The sequence below is a fragment of the Hymenobacter sp. UYAg731 genome, assembly GCF_054061335.1.
Window position 1 is genome coordinate 690,773 of record NZ_JBSSEC010000003.1, and the last position, 20,774, is coordinate 711,546.

The 20,774-nt window shown below is 64.0% G+C and carries 20 protein-coding genes and 1 riboswitch; of the genes, 10 read left to right on the forward strand and 10 right to left on the reverse strand.

The window, feature by feature from the left end:
* Positions 1-26 precede the first annotated feature (26 nt).
* The 5 genes from ACVWYF_RS11070 to ACVWYF_RS11090 form a co-directional block, all read right to left on the reverse strand.
* Positions 27-2,180 (reverse strand): FUSC family membrane protein, encoded by a 2,154-nt coding sequence (locus tag ACVWYF_RS11070; RefSeq protein WP_457067826.1) that lies wholly within the window; start codon positions 2,178-2,180, stop codon positions 27-29.
* Positions 2,181-2,323: 143 nt separating this feature from the next.
* Entirely contained in the window at positions 2,324-2,557 is a 234-nt protein-coding gene (locus tag ACVWYF_RS11075) for a hypothetical protein (protein WP_457067829.1), read from the reverse strand.
* Between the two features lie 86 nt (positions 2,558-2,643).
* Complete coding sequence (locus tag ACVWYF_RS11080; RefSeq protein WP_457067832.1) at positions 2,644-3,075, reverse strand: hypothetical protein; 432 nt, start codon at positions 3,073-3,075, stop codon at positions 2,644-2,646.
* Positions 3,076-3,179: 104 nt separating this feature from the next.
* Positions 3,180-4,142, reverse strand: coding sequence for a bestrophin family protein (locus tag ACVWYF_RS11085; protein WP_457067835.1), 963 nt, complete (start codon positions 4,140-4,142; stop codon positions 3,180-3,182).
* A 57-nt stretch (positions 4,143-4,199) separates the two neighbouring features.
* Positions 4,200-4,610, reverse strand: a complete 411-nt coding sequence (locus tag ACVWYF_RS11090) for a RidA family protein (protein WP_457067838.1) — start codon at positions 4,608-4,610, stop codon at positions 4,200-4,202.
* 184 nt (positions 4,611-4,794) lie between these two features.
* On the opposite strand from ACVWYF_RS11090, the gene ACVWYF_RS11095 reads away from it, so the two are divergent.
* The 3 genes from ACVWYF_RS11095 to ACVWYF_RS11105 all read left to right on the forward strand — a co-directional run bounded on the left by ACVWYF_RS11095 (position 4,795) and on the right by ACVWYF_RS11105 (position 7,752).
* Positions 4,795-5,610, forward strand: coding sequence for an energy transducer TonB (locus ACVWYF_RS11095; protein ID WP_457067840.1), 816 nt, complete (start codon positions 4,795-4,797; stop codon positions 5,608-5,610).
* A 252-nt stretch (positions 5,611-5,862) separates the two neighbouring features.
* Positions 5,863-7,356 carry a DNA integrity scanning protein DisA nucleotide-binding domain protein gene (locus tag ACVWYF_RS11100; RefSeq protein WP_457067843.1) on the forward strand — a complete coding sequence of 498 codons (1,494 nt, stop codon included), beginning with the start codon at positions 5,863-5,865 and terminating at the stop codon, positions 7,354-7,356.
* Between the two features lie 84 nt (positions 7,357-7,440).
* Entirely contained in the window at positions 7,441-7,752 is a 312-nt protein-coding gene (locus tag ACVWYF_RS11105; protein ID WP_457067846.1) for a hypothetical protein, read from the forward strand.
* A 9-nt stretch (positions 7,753-7,761) separates the two neighbouring features.
* Here ACVWYF_RS11105 and ACVWYF_RS11110 read toward each other — a convergent pair whose 3' ends face one another.
* The 5 genes from ACVWYF_RS11110 to ACVWYF_RS11130 form a co-directional block, all read right to left on the reverse strand.
* Positions 7,762-8,259 carry a PaaI family thioesterase gene (locus tag ACVWYF_RS11110; protein WP_457067849.1) on the reverse strand — a complete coding sequence of 166 codons (498 nt, stop codon included), beginning with the start codon at positions 8,257-8,259 and terminating at the stop codon, positions 7,762-7,764.
* Positions 8,260-8,326: 67 nt separating this feature from the next.
* Complete coding sequence (locus ACVWYF_RS11115) at positions 8,327-8,848, reverse strand: PPC domain-containing DNA-binding protein (protein WP_457067852.1); 522 nt, start codon at positions 8,846-8,848, stop codon at positions 8,327-8,329.
* A gap of 96 nt (positions 8,849-8,944) precedes the next feature.
* Positions 8,945-10,231: a hypothetical protein gene (locus tag ACVWYF_RS11120; RefSeq protein WP_457067854.1), complete on the reverse strand. Its 1,287-nt coding sequence runs from the start codon at positions 10,229-10,231 to the stop codon at positions 8,945-8,947.
* Positions 10,228-11,007 (reverse strand): hypothetical protein, encoded by a 780-nt coding sequence (locus ACVWYF_RS11125; protein WP_457067856.1) that lies wholly within the window; start codon positions 11,005-11,007, stop codon positions 10,228-10,230. The genes ACVWYF_RS11120 and ACVWYF_RS11125 overlap by 4 nt, the downstream gene beginning before the upstream one ends.
* 131 nt (positions 11,008-11,138) lie before the next feature.
* Positions 11,139-11,717 (reverse strand): RNA polymerase sigma factor, encoded by a 579-nt coding sequence (locus tag ACVWYF_RS11130; RefSeq protein WP_457067859.1) that lies wholly within the window; start codon positions 11,715-11,717, stop codon positions 11,139-11,141.
* 206 nt (positions 11,718-11,923) lie between these two features.
* A riboswitch (SAM riboswitch) is annotated at positions 11,924-12,012 on the forward strand.
* Between the two features lie 271 nt (positions 12,013-12,283).
* On the opposite strand from ACVWYF_RS11130, the gene ACVWYF_RS11135 reads away from it, so the two are divergent.
* From ACVWYF_RS11135 to ACVWYF_RS11165, 7 genes are all read left to right on the forward strand, one after another.
* Positions 12,284-13,042 (forward strand): phosphoadenylyl-sulfate reductase, encoded by a 759-nt coding sequence (locus ACVWYF_RS11135; RefSeq protein WP_457067861.1) that lies wholly within the window; start codon positions 12,284-12,286, stop codon positions 13,040-13,042.
* 132 nt (positions 13,043-13,174) lie between these two features.
* Complete coding sequence (gene cysD / locus ACVWYF_RS11140; protein ID WP_457067864.1) at positions 13,175-14,095, forward strand: sulfate adenylyltransferase subunit CysD; 921 nt, start codon at positions 13,175-13,177, stop codon at positions 14,093-14,095.
* Positions 14,096-14,251: 156 nt separating this feature from the next.
* A complete protein-coding gene (locus ACVWYF_RS11145; protein WP_457067866.1) occupies positions 14,252-15,544 on the forward strand; it encodes a sulfate adenylyltransferase subunit 1 in 1,293 nt (430 codons plus the stop codon).
* 15 nt (positions 15,545-15,559) lie between these two features.
* Positions 15,560-16,372 carry a uroporphyrinogen-III C-methyltransferase gene (gene cobA, locus ACVWYF_RS11150; protein ID WP_457067868.1) on the forward strand — a complete coding sequence of 271 codons (813 nt, stop codon included), beginning with the start codon at positions 15,560-15,562 and terminating at the stop codon, positions 16,370-16,372.
* Between the two features lie 50 nt (positions 16,373-16,422).
* Entirely contained in the window at positions 16,423-18,243 is a 1,821-nt protein-coding gene (locus ACVWYF_RS11155; protein ID WP_457067871.1) for an assimilatory sulfite reductase (NADPH) flavoprotein subunit, read from the forward strand.
* A gap of 28 nt (positions 18,244-18,271) precedes the next feature.
* Positions 18,272-18,958, forward strand: a complete 687-nt coding sequence (locus ACVWYF_RS11160; protein WP_457067873.1) for a DUF2490 domain-containing protein — start codon at positions 18,272-18,274, stop codon at positions 18,956-18,958.
* Between the two features lie 92 nt (positions 18,959-19,050).
* Complete coding sequence (locus ACVWYF_RS11165) at positions 19,051-20,754, forward strand: NADPH-dependent assimilatory sulfite reductase hemoprotein subunit (RefSeq protein WP_457067876.1); 1,704 nt, start codon at positions 19,051-19,053, stop codon at positions 20,752-20,754.
* The last annotated feature ends 20 nt before the right edge of the window (positions 20,755-20,774 follow it).

The window sequence follows — 20,774 nt, forward strand, 5'->3', positions numbered from 1 at the left end:
TGTAGGGGCGAAGCATCGCTTCGCCCCTACCCCGCCAGCACCTCCGTCACCTTGCCAATATCGCCGCTCACCTTTTGCAGAAACGTCAGCTGCTCCAGCAGCAGCTTGTCGTCGGCGGCGGCTACGGATATGCCGGGCTCGGGCGCGGCCAGCTCCACGGCGGGCGGGGCGGCGGCGGGCGCGATGCGGGCCAGACTCTTGCTGAGGGCCGCCACGGCGCTGGTGAGGGCGCGGCGGCTATCGGGCGGGAAGGGCGGCACGGCGGGCGCGGCCTCGCGCAGGGTGCCGGTGAGGGCCGCGATGTTGGAGGAAAGAATGTGGTTCAGCACCACGAATTCGTGGGTTTCGGTGGGGCGGTGCTGCTTGCTTTTGGGCTCGGTGAGCATGCGCTGGAAAGCCGCCGCGAGATTGGCCCCGCTCACGTACACGTTTTTGCGCAGCAGGCGGTACTCGTTGGCCGTGAGGGGGCGGCCGGCGAGGCGGTCGGCCAGCTGGCGCAGGTAGGCCAGGTTGGCGCGCAGGGCGGCGGCCATGTAGTCGGTCAATTGCTCCGATTCCCAGCGCGGAAACAGGAAATAGCCGGCCGCGAAGGCAATGGCGCAGCCCATGAGCGTATCGGTAATGCGCTCCTGCGCCACCCCCAGGTAGCTCAGCCCCAGAAACCGGAACATGATGAGCAGGTACGCCGTCAGAAATACCACCGTGACCAGATACACGGTGCGCTGGAAGCTGTACGCAACCACCATAAACCCCACCAGAATGGCAAACCGGGCCTCAGGCCACGGCACCGCCCACAGCACCAGCCCGCCCAGCGCCCCACCCGCCAGCGTGCCGATGATGCGCTCGGTGTTGCGCTGCCGCGTGAGGCTGAACCCGGGCTTGAGCATGATGGTCACCGTCATCAGAATCCAGTAGTTGTGCTGGCCGTGCCACAGGGTTTCGGCCACGACGTAGGCCACCAAGCAGGCCACCGTCATGCGGACCGCGTGGCGGAACACGGCCGATTTTAGCGTAAGATTCTGGCCCAAAGCACGCAGCTCGATTTCCTGGCGGGCCACAAATTGGGTGTGCTCAGCGGCGCGGCTGGCGGCGGGCGCGGCAGCCGACAGGGCTTCATCAAAATAGCGCCGGATATTGCCCACCCGCCGGATGATATCGCGCAGGTTCACCAGTATTTTCTTCAACACCAAGGTATTGCCGCCGCCCGCTGCCGTGGCTTCCAGGGCGCTGATGCGGGCTTGCAGGCGGTCCCACTCGGCGGTGAGCACGGGGCCGGTGCCGGGGTGCGCGTGGTTGGTCTGGATGGCCACGCCGAGGTGGTCCAACTCCGTAGCAACGTGCCGGATGAGCCGGGCCACCTCGTCCAGAATGCCAGTGTGGCCGAAAGTTTCGCGCACGGCCGAGTAGTCGTAGTAGCCCACCGTGATGCGCTCGTACAAATCCACTGTTTCCACGAAGGTGAGCACCAGGCGGCGGCCGGTGCTGGTGGTTTCGTTCACAATCTGGCGGGTGCGGAAGATGAGGTCACGCACGGCCTCCTGCTTCTCGTTCACCACCACCTGCTGGGCCACCAGCTGGCGGTAGTCATCTTCCAGGGCGGTGGCGGGGTTGTAGAACTTGGCTTTGAGGTCCAGAAATCGCGCCAGGGCGTGAATGCACTCGCCCAGCGCCTGCTGGGCCGGGCGGTAGGGCCGCACCTGGTAGGCCAGCAGGGCCAGCCCCGCATACCAGAGGCCGCCCAGCAGCAGCAGGCCGGCATGAAACGGGGCATCGGCCAGCGCGGGCGGGTGGGCCAGCAGCAGCACCATGTTGAGCAGGGCGGCGGTGCCCACGGCCCCGGCCCGTGCGCCCCACACCAGCAGCATGGTCAGCCCGAAGCTCAGCACCCCGATTTCAAAAGCCAGCGTCCAGACGTTGAGGGCGGCCATGCTCGTGAGCAGGGCCGTGAGGCCCACCAGCACCAGGGCGGCCAGCATGCCGTTGCGGCGGTGCGCCAGGGGGCCAGGCGTGTCGGTCACGCTCACGCACACGGCCCCGGTCGAAATGCTCAGCCCCTCGGCAAAGTGCCCCCACTGCCCCAACAGCACCGCCGGCAGCAAAATGGACACCGTGACGCGCACCCCATCGGAGAAGTTCTGGCCGGAAAAAAAGTAGCGGAGGCGGCGCGTCTGGTAGTTCATGCAGCGAGGGCGGGTGATGCGACCAATAACGCGAAGAATGCCCAAATGGGTTAGCCAACTGTAGCGCGGACTCTGTAGTCCGCAGCTCCGAACGATGCCCGAACAGTCTTAACGGCGCGGAGTCGCGGACTACAGAGTCCGCGCTACAGCTGCTTCAGCGTCGGGCGTTGGTCCTCATCGTACGCCGTCGAATCGCCGTCGTCATACACGGCGCTCTCCAGGTCGTCGACGCAGGTTTCGAGCTCGGCCACTTCGTCTTCCTTCTCGGCCAGCTGCTGGCGCAGGCGGGCCAACTCGTGGGTTTGCTGCTGCTGCACGGCTTCGAGGCGGGCCAGGCGCTGCTGGTCGGCCTGGCAGGCGGGTAACGCGAGGGCCAATGCGAATAGCCACAAGCAGCCAATAAGGCGGGGGCAGATGGGCCTCTTGGTTTTCATACCCCCAAAACTACGCACGTCACGCACAGTCACTCCCGGCCAGTGGTCCGAATTATTGGCAACAAGGCGAAGCTGCTAATATCTGCCGGGTCGCCGTCAACATAGGCGAACACCTCCAAAAAATGCAGCAGGCCGCCCTTGATAAACAGCACGCTACCAGCCCCGTGCGAGAGTTCGGGCGCTTCGATATCATTGCCGTTACGAAAGCGAAACCCATCTTCCCGCACGATGACGAAAGGACTACCAACTGACACGACAAGCGTAGTAAAGAACCCGCACCCACTGTACTCCCGCTGCACCACCCGGCAGTCCCGTATCTGCTCGGTAAGGGCAGCATCCTGATAATAATCGACAATGCCCTGAAGCAGCGCTGCTTCTAATGGATTGGGTGTTTCGGCGGGGTCGTATTGAACGGAATTCTGGCGCAGGGCAACATTATTTTCAAACGGCCGCGCCCTCACCTAGTCCGATTCGCGCAAGCCGTACCAAATGTAAATGAAGCCGTGAGGCGCTACCGAATTTCTTCAGTTGCACCGCTGGCTTTGCGCCGCCGGTCGCCCGCATTTTAATACAGCACGTCGTTCACCGCCTCCACCTTGGGCGGCAGCGCGGTTTCTTCGAGCAGCTCGCGCAGGTCGATTTCGATGCTGCGGCAAATGGCGGACATTGGCACGTCGTAGATGTCGTTTTCGAAGGGGTTTTCGCTGGTGTGGCCCACCACTTCAATCACGTTGAACACCCACGACACGAGCACCGAAAACGGCACCATCAGCCAGACGTGGTACTGGCCCAGGGCCTGGCGGCTGTCGAATTCCTCCACCAAACCCAGTGGCAGAATGGCCGCGAACACCCACACAAATACGAAGCTGAAATAGGCAAATTGGCGCGGAAACGGCGTGTTCTTAATACGTTCGCAGCCGCCCTGCGCGTTCAGCAGGTCCTGAATGGTCTGCATCAGGGCCACTTGGCGGAACTCGGTGAGGAGGCCGCGCTTGTAGAGTTCGCGCAGCTCCACGCTTTGGCGGCGCAGCAGGTGGGTGGGCGGGTTGCTGAGGTTTTTGGCTTGCTCGGCCTCGGCCGGGGGCAGGAAGGGCGCTACTTCGGTGTCCCAGAGTTCGGCGGTCTGGCGGCGCAGATGCAGGCGCAGGGCGTTGCACCAGGCAATCTGGCGGTAGAGCAGCCGGCGGTGTAGCTCGGTGAGGAAGCGCGGGTCGGGGCCGACGCCATCGGGCACGGCCTGCACGAAATCGAAGGTGCGGATGGCCCACACCCGGCTCGTGTTCACGATGCTGCCCCACAGCTGCCGCCCCTCCCAGAACCGGTCGTAGGAGCCGTTGCTCTTGAAGCCGATGTAGAAGGCCACGGCCGTACCGAGCAGCGCCACGGGCTGCCACGGAATGTCGAGCACATGCACGTTGAGCGGCCCGTAGAGCAGGCAAATCAGCGTGTTGTAAACGAGAAAGATGAGCAGGCTGCGGCGCGTGAGCTGCCACACTACTCCGATGCGGAGGTTTTTGCGAACGTACATTAAGGGCAATAACCGCTAAAATTCCCAGCGTGTTACGCCCGAAGCATTAAATCCCCATTAATTCGGCAGCGCGGCCATGCACTTGAGCTCGATGGCGATAGGCGTGGGCAGGCAGTTTATTTCGAGGGTGGTGCGGCAGGGCTGGGCCGTAGCGAAGTACTCGGCGTAGAGGCGGTTGTAGGTGGGGAAGTCGTCCTTCATGTTGGTCAGAAACACGGTCACGTCCACCAAATCGTCCCACGCGGCCCCGGCTTCTTCCAGAATGTAGCGCACGTTCTGGAACACGGCGCGGCACTGGCTTTCAAAATCATAGCTCAGGATGTTGCCGTCGCCGTCCAGCTCCACGCCGGGAATGGCCTTCTGGCCGCGTTGGCGCGGCCCCACGCCGGACAGAAACAGCAGGTTGCCCACGCGGCGGGTGTAGGGGTAGGCGCCCACGGGCTCGGGGGCGCGGCTTTCGGTGCTCATGGCAATAACGGCGTCAGGGGGTACAGTATTTCGCTTCAAAGTACGTCATGGAGGAGGGAAGGCGAAACCAGACGGGGCGCGGGCTGCCGTTCTTTGCAAAGCGCGCCGGCACTATTTCGGCAGGCATAGCCTTTGCGCTTCACGCTGCTTTTTCATTTCTCCCTCCCCTTCCCCTGTTCTACGCATGAAATCTCCGATGCTCCTGCTGCTTGGCGGCCTTAGTTTCTTCAGTCTCACCACGCACGCGCAGAAGCGCAAGATGCCTCCCAAGCCCACGGCTAACACCGTGTACGACTCGGTGCAGCAGCCCGCCGTACCCCTGGGCGGCACCGAGCGCTACGCCCAGTTCCTGGCGTCGCACCAGAAATACCCCGCCGCCGCCATGCAAAAAGGCATTCAGGGCACCGTGAAGGTGAGCTTCGTGGTGGAGAAAACCGGCACCGTGAACGAGGTGAAGGTCGAAACGCCCGTGGCCCCCGAACTCGATGCCGAAGCCATCCGCCTCATCAAAAGTGGCCCGCAGTGGACCCCCGCCAAGCACCGCAACCAAGTGGTGCGCCAGCGTGTGGTGGTGCCGGTGTCGTTCGTAATGTCGCCGGGCAGCACCGTCACAGTGGGCGGGCCGGCCAAGGAGCGCGCCATCACCACCTCCGCCGCCGACATCGCCGCCTCGGCCAACCCCGACCGCCCCGCCATAGTGGCCCCCGACCGCCCCACCCAGCCCGTGGGCGGCAACCAGGCTTTTTTCGATTGGATTGAGAAAAACCAGCAGTACCCCGCCCTTGCCCGTCAGCGTAAGATTGAGGGCAAGGTCATGGTCGAATTCCTGGTGCAACAGGATGGCAGCTTGACCGATGCCCGCGTCATCAAGAAGATGGGCTCGGGGCTGGATGAGGAGGCGCTGCGCCTCATTAAGGCCGCCCCGAAATGGGAGCCGGCCATGTTTCAGGGCAAGCCGATGAAGCAAAAGATGGTGTTGCCGGTTCTGTTCCAGCTGTAAGTTCAGTTGAACGATAAACTCCCCTCCTTTTTTAAGGAGGGGATGTTCGAGCTAATGGCTCGGACGGGGGTGGTGCAGCCGTTGAACGACGTATGAGCGCCCCGGCCGCCCATCGTTCACACGTCGTTCAACGACTGCACCACCCCAGTGTCCGCTTCGCGGCCACGTCCCCTCCTTAAAAGAGGAGTGGAGTTTTTTCGCCTTGCCCCTCCCCCGCCCATGCTCTCCGCCTGCTCCTTATCTGCATCCAAGTTGCCTGCTGTCATCGCCCCGCCCGCTCAAATATGGCCCTACCAGGTGCGCTACCGCGAGGGTGCCCAGGCCCTGGCCCAGGACTTGTTCGATGCCCTCGATGACGACCTCAAACCCTTCGTACTGCTGCTGGCCCTGCCCGCCGATGACAGCCTGCCCGCCCGCTGCCTCGAACCCATCGACACCGGCTTGCCGCCCGAAGCGTTTTCCGACGTGGTGGCGCGGGGCCGCGTGCGCCAGCTCACCACGCCCTGGCCCTTCCCCGACCGCGACGACGTGACGGCCGCCGCCATCCGGCGCAAGCACCAGGGCATCGGCATCCGGGACGCGGTGCAGGAAACCCTCAATGCCCTTGACGGGCAGGGCCACTACCAGCACTTTGCCGGCTGGCCGGTGGAAATAAACGGCTATTTCGTGACCACGGTACTGCGCCTGCTACGCAAGCCGTTGCGGGCCTATCCGTCGTTGCAGCCCGCCCGCTACTACACCGATGGCAAGCCGCTGGCCCCGTCGCTGCTGCTGGCGGCCATGTACCGCTTCAACGAGGAAGGCGTGAAAGCCCTGAGCGAGCCCGAGCCGGGGGCCAGCATCTTCGTGCGGCCCCGCGAGAGCGAGGAGCTGCTGCGCGCCGCCGGCAAAACCTTCCTCGACACGCCCGCCCAAGCCCTGGGTCTCGACCCGGCCACCACCAAGCTGTTTGCCACCTGCAACACCATCAGCAGCCTGCGCTACGAGGGAGCCGAGGGCGTGGGCAAGCTGCTGCTGGCCCGGCGCGGCCACCCCAACATCGAGGAAGTATTCGCCCTCACCTGCCCCACCGAGCTCACCGACTACCGCGCCGTACGCAAGCTACTGGAGATGGCCACGCCCGACGTGCATCTGCTAGCCGACGGCGAAAACGTGTACGCCCTGGGCAAGCAAGTGGGCCATTACGATGCCGTGCGCGAGGATTTATTCGTCATCAGCTTCGTGACGCACTATGCCTGGGAGTTGCAGCACGCCGGCCAGGTTCTCATGCGTTCGCACTATGGCCTGCCCGGCCTGCCGCGCACGCGCCTCAGCCGCACGGCCTTCCGCAAGTCGCTCAAGCGCACCTTCGCCCTCACCGACTCAATCAAAGTGGAACGCCTCTGGGACGTGGTGCTCGAAGCAAGCCGCCAGAAGCACGGCACGCTCCTCGTCATTACTACCGAGGCCCTGGCCGAAGCCGACCGCCTCAAGCTGCAATGCACCCTCATCGAGCCCGTGCCGCTCACGCCGCTCATCACGCGCCTCGTCACCAGCATCGACGGGGCCGTGCTGCTCGACCCCGAGGGCTACTGCTACTCCATCGGGGTCATTCTGGACGGCCGTGCCTCCGGCCGGGGCGACGGCGCCCGCGGGGCCCGCTACAACTCGGCCCTGCGCTACATCGAAAGCTCCGATTATCCCTGCATCGCCATCGTGGTGAGCGAGGACGGCATGGTGGACGTGATTTCGTCGGTGCGGGAGTAAAGCGCCGTTGGTCATTTAAACTGACCGACCCGCGAACTTCTTTTGCAGTTCCTGGCTTAAATTCGAGTCATTAATTCCTTTCGCATGACTGCCGACGACCGCCTCAACCAACTCGAACCCATAATTGCCGAAGCAATCACGATTCTGGACCGCCACACCAATCAGCTTAAACAGTTGACGGTTGCCACGGGTCAAATAATAACTGCCGTTACGCAGCAGGGAGAATCCATCAGTTTTCTACTGCGTGAGCAACTGAAAATGAAAGGCGACATCGTGGAAATGAAAGGCGACATCGTGGAAATGAAGGGTAGCATTGATGGCATAAAAGGGCAGCAGGATGGCATGAACGGCAAACTGGACCAGATACTCCAACTGCTCCAGAAGTCTGGCCAATAGCCGCCGACCTTACTTCTTCGCCCGAAACGACCAGGTCAGCTTGAATACCGCTACCACATCGCCGGCCTCGTCCACGCCGGTGCTGGTGCAGACCACGGTGCGGCCTTCGCCGGTGGCGCGGCTCTCGGCCACGGCTTGGGCGATGAGCGGGCCATCGGGGCAGGTGAAGGCGATGAGGCCCACGGCTTTCTTCGTGAAGTCACCCTGAATGCTCGTCACCAGCATCGAAACCGGCCCGCCTGCCTGCACCTGCATCATGCCCTGAATGCCGCTGGCGAATTCCCCGGCCATAGCCAGGCAGGCGAAATACAGGCTCCGAAACGGGTTCTGGGTAAGGAATTTGTAGCGAATGGTGACCGTGGCCGCCTCCGGCGTGAGCTGCGTGAGGCGCAGGCCCGCCAGCCACGCCATGGGCAGCTTGCGCATCATGAAGAGCCGCAACTTCAGCGGGTTCAGGACCTGGCGGCGGAAGGCGGCAGCTTGCGGGGTATCGGTGGCAGTGGTCATAAGGCGAAGGTACGTTTGAGCGCGCGGCCGGCGAAAAGCCGGCAGCCGGCCCACTCAGCCGGCTCTTCTATTGCTTGCGCGCTTTACTCTTTTCATCGGCCGCGCTCGGTGCGGGGCCGGGAGCCGGACGCACCACCAGTTCCTGATAGCCAAAGGTGTCGTCCTTCTCGCGCCGGAACTCCAGCTGCGGCAGCTCGCCCAGCACGATTTCAGCCGTGGTGTACACCCGGCAGCCATCCAGCAAGTGCCCGCCGATGGTGCGGCCCGTACTGTCCGAAACGGCCAGATGCAGGTGCGAGTCGTTGGTGGAAAGCGTCCCGACCAGCGATACAATCTCGAAATGCCCTTTGTAAACCGTGGGTCCTTCCTGATTGGCCAGCCGTAGCGTGGCCACTGTGAGGCTGCCCACGCAGGTAATCATGGTGCCGGCCAGGAGGTGGTTTTGCTGCGCGAAGGCCGTGAGCTGCTGGCGCAGGTCGTCGCCGGGGCGCAGGCGCAGAGCGTAGGTTTTCAGGGCGGAGTGTTGGGCGGCGGGCACGGGGGCCGGGGTTTGGGCCAGCGCGGAAGTGGCCAGCAGGGAGAGGAGCATGAATCGAAGCACGCGACCAAGATACTGTATCGTGAACTCTGCGAGTCCGCGCGTTGGAACGGCTTACACGCGGACTCGCAGAGTCCACGATACATACTACTTGCTGAACCGCACCGTACCGTAGCGCACTTTGATGTTCACGTTGCCGGCTCCCCGCGCCGGGGCGGCGGCCCCGAAAGTACCCAGCACGTCGCTGGTTTGCGGGCCGTTTTCCTGCGAGAGCACCCGCACCAGGTTTTTATCGACCAGTAGCTGGCCTTGCTCGGTACTTACGTCGAAGCGGAAGGCCGGGGCCTCGGCAAAGCCCAGCCGGATGGTACTAAAACCGCCGTCGAGGTTCACCTGGCGGAAATTGGCCCCCATGTCGCGCACCACAAAATCGGGGCAGTAGCGCAGGGCCATGTCGAGGGCTTCGTCCAGTTTGTCGATGGTGAAGCGCGAGTAGCCTGATGAGCCGCGCAGGTTGCGCACCGTGCCCAGGGCCACGTCGCCGTACTTGCTATGCACGGTCAGGTCCTGCACGGTACCAATGTCCACGTCGGAATAGTTGTTGCGTAGGTCCACCGTCGTGCCCGTGTCGAGGCGCAGCTGGGCGTAGCTGGCGTCGATGCTGGCGCGGCCGGCGAAGGCAATGCGGCAGTCGCCGTTGCCGATGCGGATGAGGTTGCGCGGGCCTTCGAGGCGGGCGGTGCGCAGGGTGCCGTATTCCACGGCCAGCTCGGTGGGGCCGCTCACATCGCCAGCCAGGGTCACTTCGCCAAAGCTGTTGTAGATTTTCAGGGCCGTGGTGCGGGGCAGCCACACGGTGTAGTTCACCTCGTAGCGGCAGCCGCCGGCCCGGCCGCGCAATGCGGGGCCAAACTGCGTGCTCACGGCCACGCCCCCGGTTTTGGCGTCGTAGTCGAGCCACTGCACGCCCAATGCGTCAAGAATCTGGCGGGCACCAGCGTCACTTTCCGAGCGTGCCACCAATTCGGCATCCACCTTGATTTCCTTCTTATTCCAAGTATTGATTTGCACCCGGCCGTAGCGCGTATCGAGCGAAAACGGGCGCCCATTTTTCGCCACCGCGTAGCTGCGCAGCAGGTGGCGGCGCTGCTCCACTTGCAGGCTGGCGCTGCCCTGGCCGTCGGTTTGGTCCACCAACGGGTTCTGCTGGGGTTGGGGCTGGGGCTGCTGCTCAGGTTCCGGCTCCAGGCCAAACAGGGCGGCTTCGGCCCGGCGGGCTTCGGGGGTGATAATGTTGATGGCCACGCCGTGGCCCACGATAACCCAGCGGTTCGGGCGGTCCTGCGCCTGCGCACTACGCGGGCTCAACAGGCCCAGCAGCCCGCCGCACAGCGCCAACACCCGGCTTACCCGGAAAACCAGGGGCTGGTTCATTCGGCCTGGCGCCGGCTATCGGCCAGCACGTAAGAACTGTTGTTGGGGGCCGCCTGGGCCGTGTTGCCCAGGTTCAGCTGGCGGTCCAGAATGTCGAGGCGGATTTGCAGGTTGCGGTTCATGGCCGTGAGCACGGCGTCGGGCTGCGGGTGGTGCAGCAGCTGCTGTTTCAGTTCGCGGTAGCTGGAATCGAGCGACACCAACTCGTGCTGCCAGTCGGCGTTCATGGCGGCCATGCCGGGGCCGCTGAGCTGGCTCAGTTCGGTTTGGCGGCGGGCCAGTTGGTTGGTGTAGTAGGCTTCCATGCCGCGCACGGCGCGCACCAGCTGGCTGTCGGCCCCGGTGGTGTGCTCAGCGGCGGTGAGGGACAGCGGGTTGCCACCCTGGTACAAGGCCGCGTCGGTGTCGGTGGCGGGGCTGCTGAGCGTGGCGGCGGGCGCAACCGCCACGGCCGTTTCGGGCGCGGCGCGGTTGGCTTTCCAGGCTTCGCTGGCCCCGGCGGCGAACACGAGCAGGGCCAAAGCTGCCGCTACGCCGTAGCGCTGAAACCAGCTGGCGCGAGTTGCGGGCTGGGCCACCGGCGCAACTGCAGCCACCGGCGCAGCAAAAGGCATTTCCGAAACTTCGGCCAGGCGCATGGCCGGCGTTTGGGGCGCGGCGGCATTGAGCTGTTCCTCCAACGCGGCCCAAAGGTCGGGGCGCGGCTCGTGGGTGTCGAAATCGGCACGGTGCCGCTCGACGAAGGTTTCAAGGGAATTATTTTTCTTGGTATCCATGAATGAGTAGCAGACGCACGGTTCGTCCAGGTTCAGGGCGGGCCACGGGGCTATACGAAAACCGCGGCCGGGCGAAAAAGGATGAAGGGTAGTTGAGGGGTTAAATGACTAGTGATAACAGATAAAAAAACTTAGCTAAGGCCACGCTGGGCGGCTAATTCGCGCAGCCGAACCCGCGCCCGGCTGTACTGCGATTTGGAAGTAGATTCGGAAATACCCAGGATGCCGGCGATTTCGAGGTGGTCGTAGCCTTCCAATAAGTACAGGCTGAGCACCACGCGGTAGCCGTCGGGCAGCTCCTGAATGCAGCGGCGCAGCACGTCGGCACGGTAGTGCATGTCGGCTTCGTCTTCGGGCGAGTGGGCGGCGGCTTCGGCGGGCTCGTCGTGGTGCTGCTCGCCCAGCGGCACCAGCGCCAGCCGCCGCTGTCGCAGGCAGTTGATACTTTTGTTCACCACAATCCGCTTCAGCCAAGCCCCGAACGACGAGTCGCCCTTGTAGCCGCTCAGCTCCCGAAAAGCGCTCAGGAATGATTCCTGGAGCACATCTTCAGCCTCGGCATAGTCGCCGGTGATGCGCAGAGCTGCGTTGAACATGGCCTTGGAGTAGCGCCGGTAAATCTCGGCCTGGGCCTGGCGGTCGTTGAGGCGGCAGCGCTCCACCAACGGGGCGTTGATGTCGACGTAGGCGGAGTGGGCTAGGGCTTCCATGCAGAAAACGAGGTATTAGAAGTGCTTAAGCAACCCATAGACCAAGCGCAGGGTTCAGGGGTTGCACGGCAAATTACGCGGCGAAAGCACGGCCGCCAAACCTTTGGCGAAGTGAGCAGTTTCAATCTGCGCGAAACAAAATTTTGGCATTTCGCATTTTCGTCCTTTACATTTGTCCCAGCAACCCTCGTTTGGGGCGCTACCCATTTTTATACAGAGGCGCGGAGAGACAGGCTCGACGAAACGCCGGCAACCCCCACCCGTTGGAACGGTGCCAAGTCCTGAAATATAAAAAACTGCCGTGAGCACATTCCGCAACCACCGCCCGCAACCCGTCCCCTTCGCCGCCCCGCGCCGAATGTGCTGTTGCATGGGCTGTCCCCTGGCCGTTATGCTGGGGGCGATTGCTGGTTGTTGAGCTAGGGCTTTTCTTCCGGCGGCTGCTGCGGCGGCCACCCCGCTATCCCTTTTGTGGTGATTGATGCACTGCGCGACGCGTAGCGGGTTTTTACAGCCTTCGCGGCTCATTTTGGTTTTTTCTACGGAGAAAAACTCCCCGTTCCATCATGGCATTACCCCTTGAGAGCCAGGTCGCTGACCTGCGTCGCTACCTGCCCGAGTGCTCGGTGCCGGAAACCCTGGCCCTGCTGGCCGACCACTTCGCCGGCCGCGTCTCGTTTTCCACCTCCTTCGGCCTGGAAGACCAGATTATCACCCACTTCATCTTCGAAAACGACCTACCCATCCGGGTTTTCACCCTCGATACGGGCCGCAATTTCCAGGAGACTTACTCGACCTGGAACAAGACCCTGCTGCGCTACGGCAAGACCATCGAAGTCTTCGCGCCGCAAACTGCCGCGCTCGAAGAATTGGTCGCTCAAAAAGGCCCCAACAGCTTTTACGAGAGCATTGCGAACCGGAAGGAGTGCTGCAATATCCGTAAGGTGGAGCCGCTGAGCCGCGCTCTGGCCGGCCAGCAGGTATGGGTGACGGGCATCCGCGCCGAGCAGTCGGCGAACCGCCAGACCATGCACCCCGCCGAGTGGGACGCCGGCCACGGGCTCATCAAAGTACACCCGCTCTTCGACTGGACCTGGACCGAGTGCGAAGCCTTCGCGCAGGCCCACGGCATCCCGGTTAACCCGCTGCACAACAAAGGCTTCGTGAGCATTGGCTGCGCGCCCTGCACCCGGGCCATTGCGCCGGGCGAGGACTTCCGCGCCGGCCGCTGGTGGTGGGAAGATGCCGTCGCCAAGGAGTGCGGCCTGCACGCCACCGCCGCCCACCAGGGCCTCGACCCGGTGGTGGAGCGAATGCCGGGCTAGGCCCGAATTCCTGCGCTAGCGGCCGGGCCGCTGGCGCTACTTTCTTCCCCAAAGGCACCCCTCGCGGGCCTTATCCCACCCTCCTTCTTCCGGTTTTTCAATTTCGCCCGATTTTTCGGGCCTCGGCTTCCTATGTCATTATCAAACCCTGTTTATCTCGATTACCTCGACCGTTTAGAGGCCGAAGCCATTCACATTCTGCGCGAAGTGGCCGGTCAGTTCGAGCGGCCCGCGCTGCTGTTCTCGGGCGGCAAAGACTCGATTGCCCTCACGCGACTGGCCGAAAAGGCCTTTCGGCCGGGCCGGTTTCCGTTTCCGCTGGTGCATATCGATACCGGCCACAACTTCGAGGAAATCATCAATTACCGCGACGAGCTGGCCGCTACTTTGGGCGAAAAGCTGATTGTGCGCCGGGTGGAGGACACCATCCGGGAGCGCGGCCTGCACGAGCCGGGCGGCAAGTACCCCAGCCGCAACCCCCTGCAAACCTACACCTTGCTCGATGTGATTGAGGAATTTGAGTTCGATGCCTGCATTGGCGGGGCGCGGCGCGACGAGGAAAAGGCCCGGGCCAAGGAGCGCATCTTCTCGGTTCGCGACGACTTTGGCCAGTGGGACCCCAAGCGCCAGCGCCCGGAGCTGTGGAACATTTACAACGGCCGCATCCAGAAGGGCGAAAACGTGCGTGTGTTCCCCATCTCGAACTGGACCGAACTGGACGTGTGGAACTACATCCAGCGCGAAAACATCAAGCTGCCAGAGATTTACTTCGCCCACGAACGCCAGTGCGTGGTGCTGCCCAGCGGCCAGTTCCTGGGCTTCAGCGAGCACCTGAACCTGGACGAAACCGACGAAATCGTGAACCGCCGCGTGCGCTTCCGCACCGTGGGCGACTCGACCTGCACGGCCGCCGTGGAAAGCGATGCTGCCTCCGTCGACGACATTATTCAGGACCTGCTGCTGGCCAAAGTGAGCGAGCGCGGCGCGACCCGGCTCGATGACAACCTCTCCGAAACGGGGATGGAGGACCGCAAGCGGAACGGGTATTTCTAGGCAAATAATCCCGGCTGGCCGTCATGCTGAGCGTAGTCTAAGCATCTCTACCGCAACACTAAATCAATCGAAATAAAGGAATAACTGCTGCACGCGAGATGCTTCGGCTACGCTCAGCATGACGTTCTGAAAACAATCATTACCCCATTACAAAAAATGGACCTTCTCCGATTTATTACTTGCGGCAGCGTCGACGATGGTAAAAGTACGCTCATCGGCCGCTTGCTGTACGACAGCGACTCCGTATCCCTCGACGTGCTGGCCACCTTGGAAAAGCGCCGTGCCAGCACCGGCGGCGACGTCGATTTGGCGCTGCTCACCGATGGCCTCAAGGCCGAGCGCGAGCAGGGCATCACCATTGATGTGGCGCATAAATACTTCACCACGCCGCGCCGCAAGTTCATCATTACCGACGCGCCGGGCCACGTCCAATACACCCGCAACATGGTAACCGGCGCGAGCAATGCCGACCTGGCCATTGTGCTTGTGGATGCGCGCCAGGGCGTGATTGAGCAGACTCGGCGGCATACGCTACTGGCCTCGCTGCTGGGCATTCAGCACTTCGTGCTGGCCGTGAACAAGATGGATTTGGTGGGCCACGAGGAAGTGATTTTCCAGAAAATTGTGGCCGATTACCAGGTTATTGCCGCGCAGCTGAAACTACCCAGCGTGGTTGCCATTCCGCTGAGCGCGCTCAATGGCGACAACGTGGTGCGCCGCTCCGATTTCCTGCCTTGGTACCACGGCCCCAGCCTGCTGGAACATCTGGAAAGCGTGCCCGCTGCCATTGATGTTAACCCAAATGAGCCACGCTTCCAGGTGCAGTATGTGATTCGGCCCCAAACCGAAGAGCTGCCCGACTACCGGGGCTACGCTGGCCGGATTCAGAGCGGCACCTACCGGCCCGGCGACCGGGTCCGCATCTGGCCCTCGGGGCTGGAAACGGTGATTGAGGCCATTGAGGTGAACCAGCGGGAAGTGGCCACGGCCAGTGCCCCGCAGGGAGTAGTGCTGCGCCTGCGCGACGATGTGGACGTGAGCCGGGGCGCGACCATTGTGCCCACCAGCGCCCACCCGGCCGTGGTGCGCGAACTGGAAGCCACCCTCTGCTGGATGGATGAGCGGCCCCTGCGCGCCGGCCGCAAGCTGCTGGTGCAGCACCACGCGGCCACGGTGAAGGCGGTCGTGACCACCATCCTGCAAAAGACCAACATCGAAACCTTCGAGAGCCAGGGCACCGACGAGGCCCGGCTCAACGACATCGTGCGGGTGCGCCTGAAAACTGCCCTCTCGCTGGTGGTAGACGAGTACCGCCAGAACCGCGTGACCGGAGCCTTCATCCTAGTGGATGAGCAAACCGGGGCCACGCTCGCCGCCGGCCTCATCGCCGCCACCGACCCGGAATATTTCACCGAGGAAGTGCCCGCCGAAGCGGTGTTTTCCATCTAGTATTTGACCTGTAATATGGCTGATTCCCCTCTTTTCATCCCCCGCCTGACCGTGGTGGGCGCGGGCCCCGGCGACCCGGACCTGCTGACGCTGAAAGGTGCGAAAGCCCTGGCCGCGGCCGATGTCGTGCTGTACGACGCGCTGGCCAATGATGCCCTGTTGGCGCACGTCCGGCCCGGCGTGCCGCTAATTTTTGTGGGCAAACGCAGTGGTTTCAAAGCCTACACGCAGGAAGGCATCAATGAACTGATTGTGCAGCAGGCCTACCGTTATGGCCATGTGGTGCGCCTGAAGGGCGGCGACCCGTTCGTGTTCGGCCGGGGGCGCGAGGAAATGCTGCATGCCGAAGCCCACGGGCTGGCCACGGACTACGTGCCGGGCATCAGCAGCGCGGTGGCAGCGGCGGGCAGCATGGGCATTCCGGCCACGCACCGGGGCCTGAGCGAAGGCTTCCGGGTGCTCACGGCCACCACGGCCGACGAGCGGCTCTCGACCGCCCTCCTCGAAGCGGCTCAGACGCCCGGCGTTACCACGATTATCCTGATGGGCATGAGCCGGCTGGCGGAAATCGCGGCGCTATTTGCCCGCTACGGCGGGGCCGGGGTACCGGCCGCCGTCATCCAGAATGGCACGCTGCCCAGCGCCCGCGTGGTGACCGGCACGGTGGCCGATATCGCCGGGCGCGCCAGCAGTGCGGGCCTGGGTGCGCCGGCCGTGATAGTGCTGGGCGAAGTGGTGCGGCTGATGAAGCAGCCCGCAACGGTGGCAGCAGCAGAGGTGGCAGTTGAGCTGCTACCGGAGCTGCTGGCTTACGCGAAAGTGGCTTAGCAATCAATTTGAGCCGATTACCTCCCTCCTACCTGCATTCCGACTCGATTATGCCAACGCTCCCCATCCTCTCGCCCGCGCTCGATGAAGCGCAGCTCCAGCAGCTCACCGCCAACCTGTCGGCCAACCAGCTGCTGTGGCTGAGTGGCTACTTCTACGGCCAGGCCACCGGTGGCACGCAAGCCGTGGCAGCTCCGGCGGTGGCTTCGCCAGCCGCTGCTCCCGACGCTCAGAAGCTGACGATTCTCTACGGCTCGCACACCGGCAATGGCAAGAAAATCGCGCAGCAGGCAGCCGAGTCGGCCCGGCAGCGCGGCCTTGCGCCCGAGGTGCGCGACATGAACGACTACCCCACGCGGCAGCTAGCGCAGGAGCAGAATCTGCTCATCGTCGTGAGTACGCACGGCGAGGGCGAGCCGCCCATCGCGGCCGAGGAGCTGCACCAGTTCCTCAGCGGCAGCCGGGCACCGAAGCTGCCGAAGCTGCGTTTCGCCGTGCTGGCGCTGGGCGATACGAGCTACCTGCACTTCTGCCAGACCGGCAAGGAGTTCGACCAGCGCCTGGCTGACCTGGGCGGCACCCGTCTGCTCGACCGCGTGGATGCGGACGTGGACTATCAAAGCGCCGCCAGCCAGTGGATTGAAGCGGCTTTGGAGAAAATAGCCGGCACTGCTGGCAGCAACCCCGAAACTCCAGTTGCAGCCGGAGCATCGGTAGCAGCCGTTTCACCCCAGCCAACCGAAGCAACCGCCACCACTTTCACCCGCGAAAACCCCTGGCCGGCGCGGGTGCTGGAAAGCATCCAGCTGAACGGGCGCGGCTCGCATAAGGAAACGTACCACCTGGAGCTGGATTTGGCCGGCTCGGGCCTGCGCTTTGCGCCGGGCGATGCGCTGGCCGTGCGCCCCCGCAACCACGACCCGCTGGTGGAGGAAGTGCTCCGCGCCGCCCGGCTTTCCGACTCGGCCCCGGTGCAATTGGGGGCCGAAAGCCTGCCGCTGGCCGCCGCTCTGGCCAACCGGCGCGAGCTCACGGTGCTCACCCGCGACGTGCTGGAACGCTACGCCGCCCTGGCCCCGCACGCCGAACTGCACGGCCTGCTGGCCGACACCGCGCGCCTCCAGCCCTACCTCTACGGCCGCGACGTGGCCGATTTGCTCACCGATTTCCCCACCGACCAGCTCACGGCCCAACTGCTGGCCGACACGCTGCGCCCGCTGCCCAGCCGCGCCTATTCCATCGCCAGCAGCCTGCTGGCCCACCCCGACGAAGTACACCTGACTGTGGGCGCGGTGCGCTACGAGGCCCACGGCCGCCGCAAGCAGGGCGTGTGCTCGTCCTTCCTGGCCGACCGCGTGGCGGTGGGCGACGAGGTGCGCGTGTTCGTGGAGCACAACGAGTATTTCAAGCTGCCCCAAAACCCGGCCACCGACATCATCATGGTGGGGGCGGGCACGGGCATCGCGCCATTCCGCGCCTTCGTGCATGAGCGGGTGGAGCTGGGCGCTACCGGCCGCAGCTGGCTGCTGTTCGGCAACCCGCACTTCACCACCGATTTCCTGTATCAGGCCGAGTGGCAGCAGCAGCTTAAAAAAGGGGGGCTTTCGAAGCTCGACGTGGCTTTCTCCCGCGACCAGGCCGAGAAAATCTACGTGCAGGACCGGCTGCTGGAGAACAGCTGCGACGTGTTCGGCTGGCTCGAAAACGGCGCGCAGCTCTACGTGTGCGGCGACAAAAACCGCCTGGGCGGGGCCGTGCTGGCGGCGCTGGTGCAGGTGGTGCAGCGGGAAGCCGGCCTCTCGGCCGAGGACGCGGCGGCCTACGTGAAAAACCTGCGCAAGCAGCGCCGCTACCTGGAGGACGTGTACTAGCCATTTGCCCCCAAGCCTACCACCGCCGATGAAATACCTGCTCCTCCCGTTGCTGCTGCTCCCCTGCCTTGCCCCGGCCCAGACGGTGCGCCAGCCGGGCTATTGGGGCCGGCTGTACCTGCGCACGCACTTCGGCCCGCGCCTGACGCTGCACAGCGAAGTCGACGAACGGCGCTTTGCCTGGCCCGGCGGGCAGTGGCAGCTCATCACTCACCAGCACCTGCACTACCGCTTTTCGCCGACCTGGGATGCCGCGCTGGGCAGCACGTTTTCGTGGCAGCCGCAAAAGGGCATCAGCGTGCCCGAACGGCGGGTTTTCGAGGAAATCACGGCGACCCTGCCCCTGCCCGGCCCCCTGCGCCTCATGCCCCGCCTGCGGGTAGAGCAGCGCTGGCTGGGCCAGCTGGCCGGCCCCGAGCTGGCCGAAACCTGGCAGTACCGCCTCCGCTACCGGGGCCGCCTGCAACTGGACTACCAACTGAACAATGCCTGGAAATTCCGCACCTCCAATGAGCTGATGCTCAACTCCAACAGCTTCGACCAGAACCGCCTCTACGCCGGGGCCGAGCGGCAGTTGGGGGCCGGTTTCGCGGCCGAGCTGGGCTACCTCTTCATCTGGCAGCAGCGCCCGGCCAACGCCGGCTACTACGCCCGCGACGTGCTGCGCCTCACGCTATTCAAGGATTTTAACCGGCCCACTGCCCGCCCGAACTAACGTTTTTCATCCCAGTTTCCCCCAACGCCGCGCCGCCTTGGCTCTCCCCTCCTTTTCGGAGAGGGGCCGGGGATGCCCCCCCCACCAGAACAATGTCCAAAGCCCCCAACCTCTCCGAAGTCGAGCACGTCAAAAACGCCAGTCGCCACCTGCGCGGCACCATCGTCGCGAGCCTGCGCAACCGCCTCACCGGCGCGCTGAACCCCGACGATACCCACCTCATCAAGTTCCACGGCTCGTACCAGCAGACCGACCGCGACCGCGATTCCGAGCGCAAGCGCCAGAAGCTGGAGCCGCTGTTTTCCTTCATGATTCGGGTGCGGGTGCCGGGCGGCGTGGCCTCATCCGCCCAGTGGCAGCGCATGGATGCCCTGGCCGATGCCTACGGCAATGGCACGCTCAAGCTCACCACCCGCCAGACCTTCCAGCTGCACGGCGTGCTGAAACGTGACCTGCGCCCCACCATCCAAGGCTTCAACGACTCCTTGCTGGACAGCATCGCCGGCTGCGGCGACGTGAACCGCAACGTGATGTGCAACGTGAACCCGCACGAGTCGCCGGTGCATGGCGAAGTACAGGCCCTGGCCGCCGAAATAAGCGCCCACCTCACGCCCCGCACCACGGCCTACCACGAAATCTGGCTCGATGGTGAGCTGCAAAACACCACCGAAGCCACTGACGACGCCGAGCCGATTTACGGCCAAACCTACCTGCCGCGCAAGTTCAAAATTGCCCTGGCGCTGCCGCCCTACAACGATTCCGACATTTTCTCGAATGACATCGGCCTCATCGCCATCGAGGAAAACGGGGTGCTGCTGGGCTTCAACGTGGCCGTGGGCGGCGGCCTGGGCATGACCTTCAATCAGCCCGAAACCTACCCGCGCCTGGCCGACCTCATCGGCTTCGTGCCCACCGAAAACGTGGTGGACGTGTGCGAGAAAATCGTGACCATCCAGCGCGACTGGGGCAACCGCGAAAACCGCAAGCTCTCCCGCCTCAAGTATACCATCGACCGCGTGGGCCTGTCCGCCTTCGTGGCCGAGCTGCACCAGCGCCTGGGCTACACGCTGGCCGAAACCCGCCCCTACCAGTTCCACAGCTCCAGCGACGCCTTCGGCTGGACCGGCAATGCCGACGGCCCTTCGCACTTGGTTTTGTTTGTGGAAGGCGGCCGCGTGCTCGACCGGCCCGGCTATGGCCTCAAGTCGGCGCTGCGCGAAATCAGCGCCTTCCACACCGGCGAATTCCGCCTCACCGGTAACCAGAACCTGATTCTGGCCAACATCGAGCCCGCCCACCGCGCCCGCGTGCAGGCCATCCTCGAAGCCCACGGTGCCGGGCCGAAGGCTGAGCAGCTCACCGCGCTGCGCCGCAACGCCCTGGCCTGCGTGGCCCTGCCCACCTGCTCGCAGGCCTTCGCCGAAGCCGAGCGGTATCTGCCGCAGCTTCTCGATAAGCTCGATGCAGTAATCCGCGCCCACGGCCTGGCCGAAGCGGGTATTCTCATTCGAATGACGGGCTGCCCTAACGGGTGCGCCCGGCCCTATCTGGGCGAAATTGCGCTGGTGGGCAAAGCCCCCGGCCGCTACAACCTCTACCTCGGGGCCAACCACGCCGGCGAGCGCCTCAACAAGCTTTACCGCGAAATGCTGGACGAGGATGGCATTCTGCGCGAGCTCGCGCCCCTGCTGGCCGCCTACGCCGCCGAGCGCCAGGCCGGCGAAGGCTTTGGTGACTTTGTGGTGCGGACCGGTGTTGTGAAAGCCACTCAGTACGGGTTGGACTTTCACGCCTAATTCTATTATCTTTCTGAGCT

Excerpts from the sequence above, each read along its gene's own strand:
- ACVWYF_RS11120 (WP_457067854.1), bottom strand. The coding sequence starts at position 10,231 with ATGAACCAGCCCCTGGTTTTCCGGGTAAGCCGGGTGTTGGCGCTGTGC.
- ACVWYF_RS11155 (WP_457067871.1), top strand. The coding sequence starts at position 16,423 with ATGCCAACGCTCCCCATCCTCTCGCCCGCGCTCGATGAAGCGCAGCTC.
- ACVWYF_RS11090 (WP_457067838.1), bottom strand. The coding sequence starts at position 4,610 with ATGAGCACCGAAAGCCGCGCCCCCGAGCCCGTGGGCGCCTACCCCTAC.
- ACVWYF_RS11115 (WP_457067852.1), bottom strand. The coding sequence starts at position 8,848 with ATGCTCCTCTCCCTGCTGGCCACTTCCGCGCTGGCCCAAACCCCGGCC.
- ACVWYF_RS11125 (WP_457067856.1), bottom strand. The coding sequence starts at position 11,007 with ATGGATACCAAGAAAAATAATTCCCTTGAAACCTTCGTCGAGCGGCAC.
- cysD (WP_457067864.1), top strand. The coding sequence starts at position 13,175 with ATGTCATTATCAAACCCTGTTTATCTCGATTACCTCGACCGTTTAGAG.
- ACVWYF_RS11085 (WP_457067835.1), bottom strand. The coding sequence starts at position 4,142 with ATGTACGTTCGCAAAAACCTCCGCATCGGAGTAGTGTGGCAGCTCACG.
- ACVWYF_RS11135 (WP_457067861.1), top strand. The coding sequence starts at position 12,284 with ATGGCATTACCCCTTGAGAGCCAGGTCGCTGACCTGCGTCGCTACCTG.
- ACVWYF_RS11095 (WP_457067840.1), top strand. The coding sequence starts at position 4,795 with ATGAAATCTCCGATGCTCCTGCTGCTTGGCGGCCTTAGTTTCTTCAGT.
- ACVWYF_RS11130 (WP_457067859.1), bottom strand. The coding sequence starts at position 11,717 with ATGGAAGCCCTAGCCCACTCCGCCTACGTCGACATCAACGCCCCGTTG.
- cobA (WP_457067868.1), top strand. The coding sequence starts at position 15,560 with ATGGCTGATTCCCCTCTTTTCATCCCCCGCCTGACCGTGGTGGGCGCG.
- ACVWYF_RS11070 (WP_457067826.1), bottom strand. The coding sequence starts at position 2,180 with ATGAACTACCAGACGCGCCGCCTCCGCTACTTTTTTTCCGGCCAGAAC.
- ACVWYF_RS11145 (WP_457067866.1), top strand. The coding sequence starts at position 14,252 with ATGGACCTTCTCCGATTTATTACTTGCGGCAGCGTCGACGATGGTAAA.
- ACVWYF_RS11110 (WP_457067849.1), bottom strand. The coding sequence starts at position 8,259 with ATGACCACTGCCACCGATACCCCGCAAGCTGCCGCCTTCCGCCGCCAG.
- ACVWYF_RS11165 (WP_457067876.1), top strand. The coding sequence starts at position 19,051 with ATGTCCAAAGCCCCCAACCTCTCCGAAGTCGAGCACGTCAAAAACGCC.
- ACVWYF_RS11105 (WP_457067846.1), top strand. The coding sequence starts at position 7,441 with ATGACTGCCGACGACCGCCTCAACCAACTCGAACCCATAATTGCCGAA.
- ACVWYF_RS11160 (WP_457067873.1), top strand. The coding sequence starts at position 18,272 with ATGAAATACCTGCTCCTCCCGTTGCTGCTGCTCCCCTGCCTTGCCCCG.